The 16,488-nt window shown below is 67.7% G+C and carries 15 protein-coding genes; 6 read left to right on the plus strand and 9 right to left on the minus strand.

Annotated elements, in window-relative coordinates:
- Nucleotides 1–35 precede the first annotated feature (35 nt).
- The gene (locus tag ACERLL_RS09340) at nucleotides 36–1,262 is read right to left on the minus strand and encodes a GGDEF domain-containing protein (protein WP_373655814.1); all 1,227 of its coding nucleotides are present in this window, start codon (nucleotides 1,260–1,262) and stop codon (nucleotides 36–38) included.
- Nucleotides 1,263–1,550: 288 nt separating this feature from the next.
- Between ACERLL_RS09340 and ACERLL_RS09345 the strand changes: the two genes are divergently transcribed.
- From ACERLL_RS09345 to ACERLL_RS09360, 4 genes are all read left to right on the plus strand, one after another.
- Nucleotides 1,551–2,282, plus strand: coding sequence for an ABC transporter ATP-binding protein (locus ACERLL_RS09345; RefSeq protein ID WP_373655815.1), 732 nt, complete (start codon nucleotides 1,551–1,553; stop codon nucleotides 2,280–2,282).
- Entirely contained in the window at nucleotides 2,279–4,648 is a 2,370-nt protein-coding gene (locus tag ACERLL_RS09350; RefSeq protein WP_373655816.1) for an ABC transporter permease, read from the plus strand. Before ACERLL_RS09345 ends, ACERLL_RS09350 begins: the two co-directional genes overlap by 4 nt.
- Before the next feature lie 6 nt (nucleotides 4,649–4,654).
- Nucleotides 4,655–5,860 carry an efflux RND transporter periplasmic adaptor subunit gene (locus ACERLL_RS09355; protein ID WP_373655817.1) on the plus strand — a complete coding sequence of 402 codons (1,206 nt, stop codon included), beginning with the start codon at nucleotides 4,655–4,657 and terminating at the stop codon, nucleotides 5,858–5,860.
- A gap of 80 nt (nucleotides 5,861–5,940) precedes the next feature.
- Complete coding sequence (locus ACERLL_RS09360) at nucleotides 5,941–7,284, plus strand: IS701 family transposase (protein WP_373655818.1); 1,344 nt, start codon at nucleotides 5,941–5,943, stop codon at nucleotides 7,282–7,284.
- A 57-nt stretch (nucleotides 7,285–7,341) separates the two neighbouring features.
- Here ACERLL_RS09360 and ACERLL_RS09365 read toward each other — a convergent pair whose 3' ends face one another.
- Nucleotides 7,342–7,476 (minus strand): hypothetical protein, encoded by a 135-nt coding sequence (locus ACERLL_RS09365; RefSeq protein WP_373655819.1) that lies wholly within the window; start codon nucleotides 7,474–7,476, stop codon nucleotides 7,342–7,344.
- A 261-nt stretch (nucleotides 7,477–7,737) separates the two neighbouring features.
- On the opposite strand from ACERLL_RS09365, the gene ACERLL_RS09370 reads away from it, so the two are divergent.
- Both ACERLL_RS09370 and ACERLL_RS09375 read left to right on the plus strand, forming a co-directional pair.
- The gene (locus ACERLL_RS09370) at nucleotides 7,738–8,487 is read left to right on the plus strand and encodes an MBL fold metallo-hydrolase (RefSeq protein ID WP_373655820.1); all 750 of its coding nucleotides are present in this window, start codon (nucleotides 7,738–7,740) and stop codon (nucleotides 8,485–8,487) included.
- Nucleotides 8,488–9,093: 606 nt separating this feature from the next.
- Nucleotides 9,094–10,221, plus strand: coding sequence for a DUF2333 family protein (locus ACERLL_RS09375; RefSeq protein WP_373655821.1), 1,128 nt, complete (start codon nucleotides 9,094–9,096; stop codon nucleotides 10,219–10,221).
- A gap of 195 nt (nucleotides 10,222–10,416) precedes the next feature.
- On the opposite strand, the gene ACERLL_RS09380 is transcribed toward ACERLL_RS09375, so the two are convergent.
- From ACERLL_RS09380 to ACERLL_RS09410, 7 genes are all read right to left on the minus strand, one after another.
- Nucleotides 10,417–10,575, minus strand: coding sequence for a PIN domain-containing protein (locus tag ACERLL_RS09380; protein WP_373655822.1), 159 nt, complete (start codon nucleotides 10,573–10,575; stop codon nucleotides 10,417–10,419).
- Nucleotides 10,576–10,632: 57 nt separating this feature from the next.
- A complete protein-coding gene (locus ACERLL_RS09385; protein WP_373655823.1) occupies nucleotides 10,633–10,842 on the minus strand; it encodes a type II toxin-antitoxin system VapB family antitoxin in 210 nt (69 codons plus the stop codon).
- Between the two features lie 438 nt (nucleotides 10,843–11,280).
- Nucleotides 11,281–11,826 (minus strand): Lcl C-terminal domain-containing protein, encoded by a 546-nt coding sequence (locus ACERLL_RS09390; protein ID WP_373655824.1) that lies wholly within the window; start codon nucleotides 11,824–11,826, stop codon nucleotides 11,281–11,283.
- A gap of 66 nt (nucleotides 11,827–11,892) precedes the next feature.
- Complete coding sequence (locus ACERLL_RS09395; RefSeq protein WP_373655825.1) at nucleotides 11,893–13,044, minus strand: Lcl domain-containing protein; 1,152 nt, start codon at nucleotides 13,042–13,044, stop codon at nucleotides 11,893–11,895.
- 489 nt (nucleotides 13,045–13,533) lie between these two features.
- Nucleotides 13,534–14,775 (minus strand): ribonuclease H-like domain-containing protein, encoded by a 1,242-nt coding sequence (locus ACERLL_RS09400; protein WP_373655826.1) that lies wholly within the window; start codon nucleotides 14,773–14,775, stop codon nucleotides 13,534–13,536.
- Between the two features lie 118 nt (nucleotides 14,776–14,893).
- The gene (locus ACERLL_RS09405) at nucleotides 14,894–16,210 is read right to left on the minus strand and encodes a type II toxin-antitoxin system HipA family toxin (RefSeq protein ID WP_373655827.1); all 1,317 of its coding nucleotides are present in this window, start codon (nucleotides 16,208–16,210) and stop codon (nucleotides 14,894–14,896) included.
- A complete protein-coding gene (locus ACERLL_RS09410) occupies nucleotides 16,210–16,461 on the minus strand; it encodes a helix-turn-helix transcriptional regulator (protein ID WP_373655828.1) in 252 nt (83 codons plus the stop codon). The genes ACERLL_RS09405 and ACERLL_RS09410 overlap by 1 nt, the downstream gene beginning before the upstream one ends.
- Nucleotides 16,462–16,488: the final 27 nt, after the last annotated feature.

Consider the following 16,488-nt stretch of genomic DNA (forward strand, 5'->3'; position numbering starts at 1 on the left):
ACGATCTTGCCGGGTACTAGTGTCCTGAGAGGACACTAGCGGCATACCCGGTTACGGCCCTTCTTCTTGGCCCGATAAAGCAGCTCGTCGGCAGCCTTGATCACCTCCTGCGGCCGCATCCGATCCCCGGTGCGCTCGGCGAGTCCGGCGCTAACGGTCACCTGCACCCTGCCGCCCTGCCCTTGCCCCTTGCCGCGCTTTTTGGCGCCTTTCTTCGGGGATTCCGGGCGGTCCACGCCGCGCAGCCGGAATCCGGACCCGGCGATCTCCTCGCGGACGCGGTCCATGGTCTCCGCCGCTTCCTCCAGGGTCCGGTTGGGGAACAGCACCGTGAACTCCTCCCCCCCGTAGCGATAGGCGCGTCCCCCGCCGCCCACCGACCGCAGCTTCCCGGCGACCATGCGCAGGACATGGTCGCCGATGTCGTGCCCGAAGGTATCGTTGAAGTTCTTGAAATGGTCCACATCCACCATGGCGATCACGAACCCGGCCCCCATGCGCTGGAGCTGCTCCTCCAGTGCCCGGCGCCCGGGAAGCCCGGTCAGCTCGTCCATGAAGGCCAGGCGATAGGATTCCTGCACCAGCGCGGTGCTGAGCACCAGGACAGCAAGCCCCCAGAACGCCACCGTCATGCCCGCCTCGCCCCCCCAGGCCAGGGGCGGCGCCGTGGCCACCAGGGCGCCCAGGAACCCGCCGTCGAGCGGACTGTTCCGCAGCACCCAGACGGCGAGCAGGGCAACGGCGGCCAGCGCGTATATGCCCAGGACCACCGGGGCCAGTCCGCCGGCCTGGCTACTCCCGGAAAACAGCCAGGGGCTTTGCAGAAGCTCGCCGAGGCGGCCTTGCGGGTGGACCGTGGCCCAGGCGAGGAATCCGGCTTGTACCAGCAGGAAGGCAGCCCGGGCGATGCCGCTTCCGGTCCAGAGCCCGCGCTCGGGCAGGAAGGCGAGCACGGCGAGATTGAGCGGCACCAGAAGGGCAACTCCGGAAAAGAGGACCGCCGCGGAAACGCCGTTGTCCGGAAGGAAGACCAGGGGAAGCCCATACGCCCCCAGCAGCACCAGCAGGGCGAGCACGACGCGGCTGCGGTGGAACCACAACGCCAGCGCCATCCCGATGGCGCCGATAACCAGCGGCACGAGGTTGGCGGTGGCCTGCTGGGCAACGGACAGCTGCTGGTAGAGGAGCCGAAGCCAGATGGCCAGGCCCGACAGCCCCGCGAAAAGCGAGACCGCGGCGATTCGGTGACCGGCTGGAGTCATCGCGCCTCCGGGGCTTTGTAACGGCGAGCGCACGGCTTCAAAGGCTACCACAGGTGACCGGACAAAGTGGGAGCAATGCCGACAAACGCCGCCAAGCCGTCCCGCATTGGCCCCGGTCCGCAGTGAAAGGTACATTAAGGCCGAGAATCTGTCCGCCGGTCCGCGCCTCCGTGTCCAGCGGGCCCACTCCTTTCGGGAGATCCCGATCGCCCATGCCTATTCCGACGCGCTCCGCCCCGGTCGCCGGGCTTTCCGGCTCCTCCACCCGCTCCCGGAGGGGCCCCTGAAATGGACGAGCCGCAAGAGGATGCCCGGAGCCACGCGGTTTTCCGGGCCCAAGCCATCACCAAGGTCTACCGGAACGGCGCGGTGGAGGTTTATGCCCTGCGGGGGGTGGATCTGGACCTGTACGAAGGCGAGCTGGCCGTGCTCCTCGGGCCTTCCGGCAGCGGCAAATCCACCCTGCTGAATATCCTCGGCGGCCTGGATGTCCCTTCCTCGGGACACGCCTTCTACCGCGACTGGGAGCTCACCAGCGCCGGCGAGGCGGAGCTGACCCGCTACCGCCGCCACCACGTGGGCTTCGTCTTCCAGTTCTACAACCTGATCCCCAGCCTCACCGCCCGCGAGAACGTGGCGGTGGTCACGGAGATCGCCGAACGGCCCATGACGCCCGAGGAGGCCCTGGGGCTGGTGGGCCTCGAGGGCCGCCTCGACCACTTCCCCGCCCAGCTCTCCGGCGGCGAGCAGCAGCGCGTCGCCATCGCCCGCGCCATCGCCAAGAATCCCGCCGTGCTCCTCTGTGACGAGCCCACCGGGGCACTTGACTCCCAGACGGGCATTCGGGTCCTGGAGGCCCTGCAGCGGGTCAACCGCGAGCTGGGCACTTCCACCGCGGTCATCACCCACAACGCCGCCATCGCGCGGATGGCCGACCGCGTGGTGCGGATCCACGACGGCACCATCGGCTCCATCGAGGTGAACGAGGCCAAGCTGGAGCCGGCGGAGCTCTCCTGGTGACGCCGCCGGCCCTGCTGCGCAAGCTGCTGCGTGACCTTTGGGGCATGCGCGGTCAGGCACTGGCCATCGCCCTGGTACTGGCCAGCGGCGTGGCCACCTACGTGGGCTCATCGAGCACCCTGGAGAGCCTGCAGCGCACGCGCGCCGAGTTCTACCAGGACTACCGCTTCGCCGAGGCCTTCGCCGTCCTGGAGCGCGCCCCCGAGCGGCTGACTCACCGGATTCGGGCCCTGCCGGGGGTCCAGACCGCCCACACCCGGATCATGGGCCAGGCCACCCTGGAGGTGGGCGGCTTCCAGCAGCCGGTGTCGGCACAGATCGTCTCCCTGCCCGACCACGGCCAGCCACCCCTCAACCGCCTCTACCTGCGCGCCGGACGCCTGCCCGCCCCGGGCCATCGCGACGAGGTAGCGGTGAGCGAGCCCTTCGCCGAGGCCCACGGCCTCTCCCCCGGTGGCACCCTGGAGGCCGTCATAAACGGCCGCCGGCGCGAGCTGACCATCACCGGGATCGCCCTGTCGCCGGAGTTCATCTACCAGATCCGGCCCGGCGCCCTGTTCCCCGACTACAAGCGCTACGGCGTGCTGTGGATGAACCGCACCCCGGCGGCGGCCGCCTACGACCTGAACGGCGCCTTCAACAGCGTGGCGGTCACCCTGGAGCGAGGCGCCCGGGCGGAGGCGGTCATCGACCGTCTGGACCGCCTCCTCGACCCCTATGGCGGAACGGGGGCCTACGCGCGCGCCGACCAGCTCTCGCACCGTTACCTGGCCGAGGAGATCCGGGGCATCGAGGCTACCGTGGAGACGGTACCCTACCTGTTCCTCGCCGTGGCGGCTTTCCTCCTGAACGTAGTCCTCAACCGCCTCCTGGCGCGGCAGCGCAGCCAGATCGCCCTGCTCAAGGCCTTCGGCTACTCTAACGGTGCGGTGGCGCGCCATTACCTGGGCCTGGTGGGGCTCATCGTGGGCCTCGGCGCAGTCATCGGCACCGCCGCCGGCATCTGGATGGGCCAGTCCTTGAGCGCCCTCTATCGCGAGTTCTTCCGCTTTCCCTTCCTCACCTATGTCGTCGACCTGGGCACCGTCCTGACGGCGGTGGGCGTCACCGCAGCGGCCGCCCTGGCCGGCACCCTGGCCGCCGTGCACCGCGCCGCGCGCCTGCCCCCGGCTCAGGCCATGCAGCCGGAACCGCCGCCGCGCTACCGCGAGTCCTGGCTGGAGCGCACCGGCCTGCGGCGGCTCCTGGACCAGCCCACCCGCATGATCCTGCGCCACATCCTGAGCCACCCCTTCAAATCCGCCGTGTCCGTGCTCGGCATCGGGCTGTCCGTGGGCATCCTCCTGGTGGGCACCCTGCAGCAGAGCGCCATCGACCACATGATCGACGTGCAGTTCAGTCAGGCGCAGCGCGAGGACATGACCGTCACCTTCTACGAGCCCACCTCCCGGGACGCCCTCTACTCCCTGCAAGCCATGCCCGGGGTGCGCCTCGCCGAGCCCTTCCGTCAGGCCCCGGTGCGCCTGGTGCACGAGCACCGCACGGAGCGCACCGCCATCCAGGGCTTCCGGCCCGACGCCTACCTGCATAGGGTCCTGAACGAGGAAACCGAGCCCATCTCCCTGCCCCGTGAGGGCCTGGTACTCTCGGCTTTCCTCGCCGACCAGCTCGGGGTGCGGGCGGGGGATTCGCTCCGGGTGGAGGTGCTGGAGGGGGCGCGCACCGTGACCCGCGTACCGGTGGCGGCGGTGGCGCAGGACTTCATGGGCGTATCCGGCTACATGGCCCTGCCCGCCCTCAACCGCCTCCTGGAGGAGGGCCGCGCCGTCTCCGGGGCCTATCTGCTCACGGACCCGGATCGGCGCCGCGCCATCTTCCACGAGCTGGAGGAGGCGCCGCGGGTGGCCGCCGTGGGTCTGCAGCGCACGGCCTTGGAGAGCTTCTACGACACCCTGGCGGAGACCATCCTGGTGTTCGCCGCCGTGAACACCGTGCTGGCCGGCATCATCGCCTTCGGCGTGGTCTACAACAGCGCCCGCATCACCCTTTCCGAGCGCAGCCGGGAGCTGGCCAGCCTGCGTGTGCTGGGCTACACCCGTGGCGAGACCGCCTACATCCTGCTCGGGGAGCTGGCCATCCTCACCCTGGCCGCCGTCCCGCCCGGCTTTCTCCTGGGCCGGGCCATGGCCGCGGCGGTGGTCACCGCCTTCCAGACGGAGATGTATCGTTTTCCGCTGATCCTGAAGCCCGATGACTACGCCTTCGCCGCCCTGGTGGTGCTAGTGGCCGGCCTGCTATCCGGGGCGGTCATGGCGTACCGGGTTTTCCGCTTGGACATGATCGAAGCCCTCAAGGCACGGGAGTAGAGGCGCATGCACTGGCGCAAGCGATTGATCGGGGGAACGGCGGGCTTGCTGCTGGCCGTCGCCCTCGCCTACGGCTTCTGGCCCCGCCCCCTTCCGGTGGACACTGCGGTGGTCTCCCGCGGGCCGCTGCGGGAGACCATCGAGCAGGAGGGCCAGACCCGGGTTCGCGACCGCTTCGTGGTGGCGGCCCCGGTCACCGGACGGCTCGTGCGCCACGACTGGGAGGTGGGCGACCGGGTGGAAAAGGGCCAGGAGCTGCTGCGTATCGACCCGGCCGCCTCTCCCCTCCTCGACCCCCGCAGCCGCGCCCGGGCCGAGGCCCGGGCTGCCCAGACCGAGGCCGCCATGGATCGGGCGCGTGCGGAGCTCGAGGCCGCCGAGTCCCAGGCCGATTTCGCCGAGCACTCCCTGAACCGAATCCGCCGGCTGCACCAGGGCGGCAAGGCCTCCGACGCCGAGCTGGACCAGGCCCGCAACCGGGCCCGCGTAGCGGATGCCGGTCTGCGCTCGGCCCGGTTCAGCGTCCGGGTCGCGGAGTTTGAGCGGAACATGGCCCGCACCGCCCTCGAACGGGGCACCGATGCAATGCGGCCGCTGGTCCTGACGGCACCTGTCTCCGGAAAAATCCTGGCGGTGCAGGAGGAAAGCCGCGTCCCGGTGCAACCCGGCCAACCGCTGCTCACCATCGGCGATACGGCCTCGCTGGAGGCAGTCATGGACGTCCTGTCCAGCGATGCCGTCCGCATCCGGGCCGGCACCGCCGTGGAGTTCATCGGCTGGGGCGGCGAGGGCGCCCTCGAAGGCCGCGTCCGGCGCGTTGAGCCGGCGGGCTACACGAAGGTTTCCGCCCTTGGCGTGGAGGAACAGCGGGTGGACGTGGTAGCCGACTTCACGAGCCCCCGTGCGCAATGGCGGCGTCTGGGCCACGGCTATCGGGTGGATGCGCGCTTCATCCTGTGGGCTGCCGAGGACGCCTTACAGGTCCCCGAAAGCGCCCTCTTCCGATATAAGGGCCATTGGGCGGTGTTCATGGTGGCGGAGGGCGAGGCACGGCGGCGGGAAGTGGAGGTCGGCCATCGAGGGGGTCTGCGCGCCCAGGTGCTCGCCGGGCTTCAGGAGGGGCAGCGGGTGATCGTCCATCCCCCGAGCAAGCTGCGCCCCGGGGCACGGGTGGCTGCCCGGGGCGAACAGGGTTCCGAGTATCTGCCCTAGTACTACTTTGTTAGTTATTGCCAGATCCGATCTTGTCCGGCATGTTGGCCCTCGTATCCTGGACCATCAGGAGGGATGCGATGGGCATACCGCAAGCGGGCGAAGACCCTTTGCCGGACCTGGAGGCGTTTTTGGCCCCCTTTGGGAGGCTTCTCAAGCGCTCCGAGAGCCGTCATGCCCTGGAACGGTACACGACGGGGCTTTTGGCGAACATTCCGCATAAGACGGCCTCGGCGATGGGAGAGGTCTTGCCCGGGACGAATGGGCAACGGCTCCAGGAGCTGCTGACGCGAACGCGCTGGAACGCCGAGGCCATGGACCGGCTCCGGATCCAGCACCTGAGCTGGCATGCCCGCGCCGGGCAAGGCGCGCTGATCTTCGACGACACGGGCCTGCCCAAGAAGGGCGGTGCCTCCGTGGGCGTGGGGCGGCAGTATTCGGGCACGCTGGGCCGGGTGGACAACTGCCAAGTTCTGGTTACGGCCCATTACGTCGACCGGGCCTTCGACTGGCCGGTGAACGCCCGCCTGTATTTGCCGCAGGACTGGGCCGACGATCCGGCCCGCCGGAGGCGGGCTCAGGTGCCGGAAGCGGTGCCCTTTCGGACCAAGGGCGAGATCGCCCTGACCCTGTTCGACGAGGCCCGGGTGGCCGGCCTGACGGTGGGGGCCGTGGTGGCCGATGCCGGGTACGGCGATCAGGCGCCGTTTCTGGATGGCCTGGAGGCCCGGGACCAGCCTTATGCCGTGGCCGTGGGCAAGCAGGCCCCTTTCCGGGACGCGGCCGCCGTGGAATCGGATCCCGGCGACCCCGAGCCGCCGCCCTACCAGGGGGTGGGCCGACCGCGGAAGGCGAGCACATTGGCCGACCGGGTGCCCAAGGCGACGGCCGAGGCCTTGATTGGTGAGCTGCCGGAATCGGCCTGGCAGGAGGTGGCCTGGCGCCAGGGCACGCAGGGCGCGCTGGTCAAAGAATTCGCGGCTCACCGGGTCTACCGAAGCGGTTCCCGGGGCGCCCATCGGCCCACCCGGGGCTGGCTGGTCGGCGAGCGTCCACGGCCGGGTCATGCGGGCGACACCAAGTATTACTTCGCCTGGGGACTGGATGAGATGCCCCTGGCCGAGCTGGTGGCCCTGATCCACGTGCGCTGGGCCATTGAACGGTTCTATCAGGACGCCAAGGGCGAGCTGGGGCTCGACGATTACGAGGGCCGGCTATGGCCCGGCTTTCATCGCCATGTGGCCCTGGTCATGCTGGCACACAGTTACCTGGCCTTGCAGCGGGCACTGGGCCCGAGCACGGAAAGGCCGCCGCCGAAGGACGGCGATCCGGGGAACGAGCCCCCGGATCCCGGGGGTTTTCCCCCCAGCGGACCGGGTGAGCATCGCCGCCCTGAGGCGCCGTGTCCTGACAACCTTGTTTGAGCAGATCATTACCGAGGCCCAAAAGGCTCGTGCCGGACCTTAAATAACAAAGTAGTACTAGGGCAGATACTCGGAATGCCCGCAGGCCGGGCAATCCGGCAGGACCTCGTCGTCGCTGTCCAGAACCACCTCCTTACCGCATTTGCGGCACCAATACCGCCGGGCTCCGGGCCTGGATCCGGATGTGGCCATGGTACTCCCTCCTGCTGGTTTTTCGGGAAAGACCACATAAAATTTATGGCCTTACCGTGGCCGGGTCAATAAAACCCCACGGCCGCCGCACCGGCACCGTTGATTGGCAAAGCGATATCCGCGCCGCGGCCCGGGCGGTGCTCCCCGCCCATACACCCGCTCCATCCGTAGGCGATCACACTGCGGCACACCCCTGCCGGGAACGGCTCCGTCCCGCCCGTGGCCTCACTATTAGGATCCACAACTTAGCGGGGACGGACCATGATCTTTCGCCAGCTCTTCGAGGACATATCCAGCACCTACACCTACCTCATCGGCAGCGAGCAAACGGGCCGCGCCATCCTGGTGGACCCGGTGCTGCCAACTTGGCAGCGGGACCTGGAGGTGACCCGTGACCTCGGCCTGACACTCGCCTATACCCTGGAAACCCACATCCACGCCGACCACATAACCTCGGCGCGCATGATGAAGCAGGAGGTGGGCAGCGGTATTGCCGGCCCCTCCCTGGACGGCCTGCCGTGTACGGATGTGCCCGTGGACGAGGCCAACCCTTTCGAGATGGACGACGTCCGCCTGGAGGCGCTGCACACCCCCGGGCATACCGACAACCATATGGCCTACAAGTTGGGCGATCGGGTGCTCACCGGCGATGCCCTGCTGATCGACGGCTGCGGACGCACCGATTTCCAGAACGGCCACGCCCCCACCCTCTATCGCAGCGTCCACGACAAGCTGTTCACTTTGCCCGATGACCAGCTCGTCCACCCGGGCCACGACTACCACGGACGCTGGGTCTCCACAATCGGTCAGGAAAAGGGCCGCAATGCGCGCCTGGGCCAGGGCAAAAGCGAGGCGGAGTTCCTGGAGATCATGAGCAACCTCAACCTGGCCCACCCCAAATTCATCGACCACGCCGTGCCAGGGAACCAAGCGTGCGGCGAGTGCCCATCCGATATTCCCGAGCACCTGCAAAAGTATTGCGGGGAAATGGAGCAGAGCCCCCAGGGTTGAGCCATATTCGACGGCCAATTCATTCCTGGCGGGGAGGGCCCGACCACCACCTTCCGCCCGGAGGGAGGCGGGTCCGCCGGATTGAAAGGAACAGGGGGACTGGAGTTACCCCGTCAGTGGATATGTAACAGGTTGGTTTACGCGGCACCCCGCCAGGCCGCTCCATAGGCCTTCGGCGCCTGTTGGCCGAGGGCGGAATGGCACCGCCTCGGGTTGTACCGGCCCCTGGTGTCCTGTTTCGAAAGTGCGCTGCAAAAAACTACGGCAGCGCACTTTATTGCGCTCCGCTAATGGAAAACGCCTCCCGTGGGAGCCCACTTTAGTGGCGATTCCCAACCTCCGCACAGTGCCAAATTAGGCCTTCGCCCACTAAAGTGGGCTCCCACAAAGGGCTCCTTGTGCGGTAGCCTTGCCTCCCTTTCCGAACAACGGCGCGCTCGGCCGTTGGGCCTAATTACCCCCCCAAAGAGCCCGAGGGACAAGCGCCAAGCTCCATCGGCCCACCCTGCTGGAGCGCCCCAAAATGGCGGGCTATAATCCCGGCCCGGACATCCGGGGGGACATGCCCAAACCGGTACCCAATCAATTACGGGATAGGAGCCACCATTGACCACCAAGGACGAGCCCATCGACTGGGGGGAGCGCCTCAATCGCTTGCTGGACTTCCTCCAAGAAATCTATGCACGAGCTCGTCGACTCTTCAGCTTTCAGTGGATGCCCGGGGGAGCTTGGACCGGCTACCTCGCCGGAGGAGTGCTCACCCTGGGCTTGGTGATTCCTTTCCTCCTCAGTCTCTGGTGGGGCATTCAGCCCGGTCGCTTCAATGTGGTGGAGAACGCCCGACAACTGGCCGCGGAGCGCGGTCACCCGGACACGGGCGAGCTGACACCCGGCTACGTTTCCGTGGCGGCCCTGGATCAGCTCACTAGCTTCCTCCTGGACAAGCCTGGCGGCTACCTGCACAACGACATCCTTCCGCCCGGTATGCTCATGGACAACATGCCCTCCTTCGAACGGGGCGTGGTCATCCAGATCCGCGATTTCGCCGAGGCGCTGCGTGACGACATGACCCGCTCGCAGACCCAGTCCCGCGAGGACCCGGACCTGGCGATGGCGGACCCGCAGTTCTCCTTCGACTTCAACAAATGGGGCGTGCTGTTCATCACCTCCACCGAGCACGAGTACCGTAAGGGCCAGGAGGCCCTGCGCGCCTATCTGGACCGTCTGGCCGAGGCGGAGAACGGCGCCGAGGCCCAGTTCTACGTTCGTGCCGACAATCTGCGGGACTGGCTGAAAACCGTGGAGATGCGTCTAGGCGACTACGCCCAGCAGCTCGCTGCTGCACGGACCGAGATCCGTGTCCAACGCAATCTGGAACGTGAGCCCGCCGGCACCAAGGCCAAGCACGAGCCCTCCAACGAGGTCATCGCCACGCCCTGGATGGAGGTGGACAACGTCTGGTGGGAGGCGCGGGGCGCCAGCTACGGCCTGCTCCATCTTCTGAAGGGCATCCGCCACGACTTCCGGCCGGTGCTCAAGGACAAGAACGCCCTGCCCAGCATGAACCACGTCATCCGCGAGCTGCGCATGGCCCTGCACGAAAAGGACGCCTGGATGGTGCTCAACGGCGAGCCCTTCGGCCTGCTGGCCAACCACTCCATGACCATGTCCTCCTACATGGCCCGGGCCAACGCCGCTGTCATCGACCTGCGCAACCTGCTGGAGCAGGGGTGACGGGGCGCCCCTCTAGCCTTCAATGAGCTGCAACCCGGGAACCGCAGTAGCCATTTAACGGAAATCCCTAGCGCTTTGCAGCAGGGCCACGCCGTGCTCGATGGCGATTCTTGCAATGAGGCAATCAATGGTGCTCCGCACCGTGATCTCCCCCCCGACACTGCCCGAAAATGCTCGCGGCCTCCGCATGGGTTTTTACGGGGTCCAGCGGGTGGAGAAAGCGCTCGGTGCCGAAGTAATCCGCAGCCGTTCATGGCTCTCGGGGGAGTCGGCCCCTTCCAGGATTTCCTGGTAAACCACCCCGGTGATGGCAAAGGGGGCGCCACCGGCCATGGTGCGCTCCAGCGCTTCCATCGCCGCGGTGGACGCCCCCCCGGAGATAATCGATCCAGACGGAAGTATCCACCAGGATCACGCAGAGCCCCCGCGCTCGCGCAGGGCCTTGTGGTCATAGTCCGGAGCGATACCCCCCTGTCCGCGTAGCTCCCGCAGATCCTTGCGGCGATGGTGCTCCAGGAGCTCCCGCAGCGCCAGATCCACCAGCTCCCGCTTGGTTTTCACCGGGGCGTAGCGGAACGCCGCCTCTAACAGCTCCTCATCCAGCTCGATACTGGTCCGCATGACCATCACACCCTTCCATACACAAAGATAGGGGTATCTATCCAACTCCCTTCCAGTAGGGTCAACCTGTCCGTCCACCTTCCACGCAACCACGCCAGCAGCGCATAAGCCCACTCCTCCACCCCGCTCTGGAGGTGGCCCCGGTCGGAACCCCTGCAACGGGAAAGGCCGCGAAAAGGGGAGGCCGTCCAGCGTTTCAGAACCTCTTCGGCGGTCCCGTTCTAGCGGTGCTGCCGGTGAATGGATCAGCGGGCGGGGCGAGGCGTTTGCCGCGTTCGGGGCCGGCGCGTACGTACTGCGCCACCGGCTGGAGGGCGACCGGCCCATGGTCATCCGGGCCTGGCATACCCGCGAGCAGGGCTGACCCATGCCCATCCCGCCCCGGCCTTCGCCAGCCAGCCGGGCTTCCCGCCCCTGGACCAGCCCCAAAAGGCCCAATCACTGTCCGCCGCGCACGAGGCGAACGCGGTAGGCATCGTCCTTATCGCTGAATTTGACGACGCCATCATCGAAGTCGACCTTCCACGCGCGGCTCGAAAAGTCGGCGTAAGGCGAGGCCGACCAGTACCACGAAGCGCCCGTGTTGGGAAAGATGGTGGCGTTGACGGCCGGTGAATGGCAGGCCCGCTCCACCAGAGAGGCCAGCTCGTTCTTGTTGGGCAGGCGCCAGTCGCTGTGGCCGAGGCTGTCGCCCGCGGTGCCCTCATTAACATTCTGCGCCCGCTGCAGGGCCTCCTGCCAGGTGTAGGTGGCCGCGCTGCCGGTGCAGGTGGAGCCGTCCCAGGTCTCGCCCTCGGAGCAGCGCTTCCAAGTGAGGCCGGTGCTCTTGTCGGTCACCGTGCCGTCGGTGCCGTTGTCCGTAATGTAGCGGCTGTCCGGGGCGGTCTTGGGGATGCTGTCATTGCAGGTCTGGGCGCCCGCGGGCCCGGCCAGGGCCAGGGCCAGCACCGCGACCACGGATTGCCGGATCAAGGTTGCGCGCATGGGGATTACTCCAGGTTCCTATTCGGTTTGGGCTTCATCGCCTTCTTCCCGGCTCCCAAAAGCCCATCACTGTCCGCCGCGCACGAGGCGAACACCGTTGGCATCGCCCTTAAAATTGTTGCCGACCAAGCCAGAGAAGAAGTAGACGTCCCACGCATAGCTCGAATTCCCGGCGTACGGCGAGGCCGACCAGTAATTTGAAGCAGCGGTATGGGGGAAATAGCCGGTGTCCACGGCCGGGCCAATGGTGCTGTTGTCGACGATGGAGGCCAGCTCGGCCGGGGTGGGCATGCGCCAGTCGCTGTGGCCGCACAGGGCGGCGTTGTTGACTTCAGCCACGTAGCTCTCGGTGTCGCAGTCGATGCCCCCGGCGCAGGTGCCGCCGTCCTGGGTGCCGGCGCTGCCGCCGTTGGTATCGCCGTCGGGGCTGTACCAGGTGTAGGTGTGGTCCTTGTCCCGCAGGCCGCCGTCATCGGTCTTCCCCTCCCACATCAGGCCGGTAACGTTGTCGCGCACGCAGGTCCAGTCGGTGGCATTGGCGTCCAGGGCGTTGCCGTTGGAACCGATCTTGGTGAAGTCGAAGCCGGCGCTGCCGCCGCCCTCCTTAGTCAGGGTACCGTTGCGCTCGGCGGCGTCGCGGCCGTAGACCGCGTCCTGGCCGGCGGGGACCGGATCGCCTTCCGCATCGGTGCCGGATTCGGTCTGCGTGGCCTCGGCAGTGTCATCGCAATCTACATGGTTGTCATGATTGCCGGTATTGCCGTAGGCGTAGTCGCCGCAGGCCGTGATGCCAGTGTCGTTGAGGCCGGGCACGGCGACGGTGACCTCGGCCGTGGCCTCGTTGCCGTTACCGTCGGTGACCCGGTAGGTGAGGGCGTCATCGCCGAGGAATCCGGCGTCCGGGGTATAGGTCAGCGTGCCATCGCCGGCGATGTCCGCCGAGCCGTGGTCGGGGGCGGCGCTCACCGCGTAGGTGAGGGTGTCGTTTTCCGGGTCGCTGGCGGTCAGGGAGACGGTGGCCTCCAGGCCGCGGGCCGTGGTCAGACTGGCGGTTTCGGCGGTGGGGGCGCCGTTGTCCGTCTGCGAAGGATCATTATCCTCCGATCCCCCGGAGCCTCCTCCGGAGCAGCCGCTCAGTAGATGGAGCATGGCTCCCGCAACCAGGACCAGACCCCAGCCATTTCGATTCTTAATGCGCTGCCAACCCGCCTTTGCCATTGCACTTACCTACGCCACTGCTGATGGTATTGGAAGCCGCCTGCTCCCCGGATTCGAGAGCCGCCGAGCCTTCCTCGCCTCGCTTCTCGTCCCGACACGATCCTGCTGTCCTTACTCCCTATCGGAATGCTTCGGGAGCAACGCGCAATTGCTTGACCGAAAACTACTTTTCTTGAGTATCGGGGGCAACCCAGAAAAATTTTCGGGCTTTGCTCTGGAGGGCCGTATCCGGCCGAAGGGCTACGCTTGTCCACGCTGGGAGACAGGAGATCTCGAGACTCACAACAAGAACGCACGGCAGAAAGGGGAATGGGCGGAAGATGATGTCCGTTGGCAGGGCTTTTCAGGAAAGTGGCGTAGCTTTAGACAGGAACCGGGGGGACGGGGATCGTGGTCGGGGGGCTGCTGACAGCAGACCCCGACTCGCCGTTGGTTGCCATCGTGGATGGCATGCTCTGGGTAAGGCCCTGATTGCCACAGCCGCGCAGCCTAGCCGCCGAGCCTTTTCTCCCCTTGCAAATCACGGTCTACCGCTCCTTTCTCCCGCAACCGTGCCAAGCGGCGATCCCCCTCCGGGGTTCCCGCCAGGGGCGCCGCCCAGGCCAGGGCCTTTTCCATGTCACGGGCAATGTGCTCCCAGTACTTGGCCAGCCGCTCCCGGGAATCGCGGCAGCCCCGGGCGGCCAGCTCCTCCCAGAGGGCCAGGGCCAATGGCCACTCTTCGCGGCGCCGGTGCAGCCGGGCCAGCTCGCGCAGGCCTTCGCCGTCCAAAGCGTCGCGTTGGGCGGCCAGCAGCGCGAAGGCCTGCTCCTCCGCGCCGCGCTGGAGGTGGCCCCGGGCGGCGGCCAGGACGTCGGCGCCCCATGCGCCGGGCTCGGCATGGATGCGGTCCAACACCGGAACCAGGGCGGCCAGGGCCAGCAGGTCGCGCTCGTTGTGCTGCACCACCGCGGGCAGACGGCCGGCATCGCCGGCGTGGAGGAAGTCGAACCAGGCCTGGGGCGCCTCGGCGCCGGGGAGGTCGTCGGGGCGGGTGACGCCGAGCAGGCGCTGCTCGGCGGTGGCCAGGCGGCAGTCGGGGAATCGCCGGCCGAACAAGCGGCGGAAGGGGTAGAGCAGGTCCAGGTGGGACCGCCCGGCCAGGGGGTCGGCACGGCCGGCGAGCAGGCAGCGGGTGGTCAGCAGCGGCACGTCGAAACGCTTGCCGTTGAAGGTAACCAGGTAATCGCCCTCCCCCAGCCAGTCCGCCACCGCCGCGAGCAGGGCGGCCTCGCCACCGAAGTGGGTGAGCAGGAGCTGGCGCTGGACCAGGGCGTCCCCCTCGATGCGGGCCAGCCCCACCAGGAAGGCCACGGTGCCGCTGCCGCCGGCGAGGCCGGTGGTTTCCGTGTCCAGAAAGACGGCACGCCCCGGATCCCAACCGGTGGCCTCGGGGAGCGCTTCCGGCACACCGGCCGCGCCGCCTAGCGCCGCCCCTTCGGAGCCTTCGGCCAGGGACAGGCGGCGGTCGCGCACCAGCACGCCCTCGGCCAGGGGCTCGGCGCCGATGCGCTCGGCCAGTTCCTCCGGACCCAGGTTCTCCCGGGGCGGGCGGCGGGCACCGCCGGCGCGCTGCACCCGCTCGGCCAGGCTGGGGCCGGCGGGCGCGGGGCGCGATTCCGGCGCCGGCGCATCCGGCCGCTGGCCGGTCTGGCGCCGCAGGTCGGCGAGGCGGCCCTTGAGGCGGCTCATTCAGAGCCTCCCAGACGGCCCGGCCCTTGCTCCCGTGCCCGTGCCTCCAATGGATAGGCGGCTACCAGCTCCTCCCAAGGATCCCGCATTTTCTCAGCCCCCTTCGCCATATCGGTGCCTATTCCCGCTCCAGCCTGCGGATTCGATCCAACATTCCCCGTTTCACGGATTCATGGATTTCTTCGGGGAAACCGGCCGGCAGCTCGGCCTCGACCCTTTCCACCGCTTCCCGAGCCCTGCCCGCCATCTCCTCAAGGGCATCGTGTACGAGCCTTTCCGGCAGCCCCGCCTCTTGGCCGGATTGGGCGAAATGCCTGCCGAGGACCTCATGGACCTTGTAGTGACGACGGGCTCCCACGGACATGGCCAGACGCATGTGCTCGGGCTGGATCTGGCCCGATTCCAGGCTTGGCTGGACGCTTACCACATCATAGAGCGGGGTCAGGCGATAACTGCCCCCCGGAGCAAGAAACACACTGAAATTCTTGGCATGGCCATCGGTTGCCCCCAGCAGCCAGAACAGGGTCTGCGCCTTGAGGACCGTGGCCTGATCTGCGTGCGGCTGATCGCTTCCCCGCAGCAGGCCCAGCACATCCACCAAGCCCGGCCCGCCTTCGTTCTGGTACTTGCGTGTCGGCGGGACCGACAGGGCCTGGCAGCAATCCTCCTGCGGGACCCGTAGCAACCGGCCATCCCGTGTCCACTGCCGGTCGAAACGCTCGACCACCAGGGCCTTCGTGCTACCGAAGGTCCGGATTTCCGCGTGGTTCACCGGCAGTCCGAATGCCTCGGCCATCTTCAGGCAATAGAATTCATTCTCGACACTGTTCGATAGGTCCATGCCGTAGGGCAGGGTCCCGATCTGGGGCTTGAGGATGTGCGTGGTCGGGGTTGTACCGTGCGGCCGCAGCCATTGCCCGCCGTCCCACAGTAACGCGGTCTTTTCCTGGGCCCCGGCCACCGAAATGCGGAACGGGTCCTCGCGGCCAAGCCCCAGAGGGGCCTGGGCGAGCCCCTGGAGAAGCCGCTCGATGGCCTCCCCGTCGACCGCCTCGCCATGGATCATGGTGGAATCCGGGCCGACCGCCTCCCTCTCCTCTCCCGGGGCGAATTGCAGGGCACCGACACAATCGCGGCCGATGGCGGCAAGAAGGCTATAGGCATCGGTCCCGGCGGCCCCCACCCGCTCCGCGACCCGGTGCCGCAGGACCTGGGCATCCGGGAGCAGGTTGTCGAACACCGCGGAGACGGGCTCCCCCCGATAAGGATCCTCGCGCAGTGGGAGGGAGAGCGAGACCGGGAAGGCGTACTTCCATTCCAGCCAAGCGGGGTCATACCCAAAACGGATCTCCCCGCCCGGGCGCTTGGTGAGATGCCCGACTGGGCGATTGTTCAGGAGGACTCGCAGCGGCTCGTACCGAGGCCGACGCGGCATCAGAAGATCTCCTCGAGATCCACGCCCCCGCCCTTGGACCGCGGATCGATGCGGAGGTCGAGATCCAGAGCGACGAAGACGGCCAGGAGCGTTTCCAGCTTGGCCGCGGGATTGCCCGTCTCAATGATGGAGATCGTCTCCTGACGCACCCCCGCCACCTTCCCGAGAGCTGCCTGGGTCAGCCCCTGCTTCTTGCGGGCCCGGCGTACCACACTTCCGAGCTGCTCCGGCGTCCGCACGAGATCGGCCATCGGTCCCACTCCCGCCCGCCTTATGCG

This window comes from Thiohalorhabdus sp. Cl-TMA (assembly GCF_041821045.1).
Taxonomy (GTDB): Bacteria; Pseudomonadota; Gammaproteobacteria; order Thiohalorhabdales; family Thiohalorhabdaceae; genus Thiohalorhabdus; species Thiohalorhabdus methylotropha.

Coding starts and splice junctions, on each gene's coding strand:
- ACERLL_RS09340 (WP_373655814.1), bottom strand. CDS start 1,262: ATGACTCCAGCCGGTCACCGAATCGCCGCGGTCTCGCTTTTCGCGGGG.
- ACERLL_RS09345 (WP_373655815.1), top strand. CDS start 1,551: ATGGACGAGCCGCAAGAGGATGCCCGGAGCCACGCGGTTTTCCGGGCC.
- ACERLL_RS09355 (WP_373655817.1), top strand. CDS start 4,655: ATGCACTGGCGCAAGCGATTGATCGGGGGAACGGCGGGCTTGCTGCTG.
- ACERLL_RS09360 (WP_373655818.1), top strand. CDS start 5,941: ATGGGCATACCGCAAGCGGGCGAAGACCCTTTGCCGGACCTGGAGGCG.
- ACERLL_RS09365 (WP_373655819.1), bottom strand. CDS start 7,476: ATGGCCACATCCGGATCCAGGCCCGGAGCCCGGCGGTATTGGTGCCGC.
- ACERLL_RS09370 (WP_373655820.1), top strand. CDS start 7,738: ATGATCTTTCGCCAGCTCTTCGAGGACATATCCAGCACCTACACCTAC.
- ACERLL_RS09380 (WP_373655822.1), bottom strand. CDS start 10,575: ATGGAAGCGCTGGAGCGCACCATGGCCGGTGGCGCCCCCTTTGCCATC.
- ACERLL_RS09385 (WP_373655823.1), bottom strand. CDS start 10,842: ATGCGGACCAGTATCGAGCTGGATGAGGAGCTGTTAGAGGCGGCGTTC.
- ACERLL_RS09390 (WP_373655824.1), bottom strand. CDS start 11,826: ATGCGCGCAACCTTGATCCGGCAATCCGTGGTCGCGGTGCTGGCCCTG.
- ACERLL_RS09395 (WP_373655825.1), bottom strand. CDS start 13,044: ATGGCAAAGGCGGGTTGGCAGCGCATTAAGAATCGAAATGGCTGGGGT.
- ACERLL_RS09400 (WP_373655826.1), bottom strand. CDS start 14,775: ATGAGCCGCCTCAAGGGCCGCCTCGCCGACCTGCGGCGCCAGACCGGC.
- ACERLL_RS09405 (WP_373655827.1), bottom strand. CDS start 16,210: ATGCCGCGTCGGCCTCGGTACGAGCCGCTGCGAGTCCTCCTGAACAAT.
- ACERLL_RS09410 (WP_373655828.1), bottom strand. CDS start 16,461: ATGGCCGATCTCGTGCGGACGCCGGAGCAGCTCGGAAGTGTGGTACGC.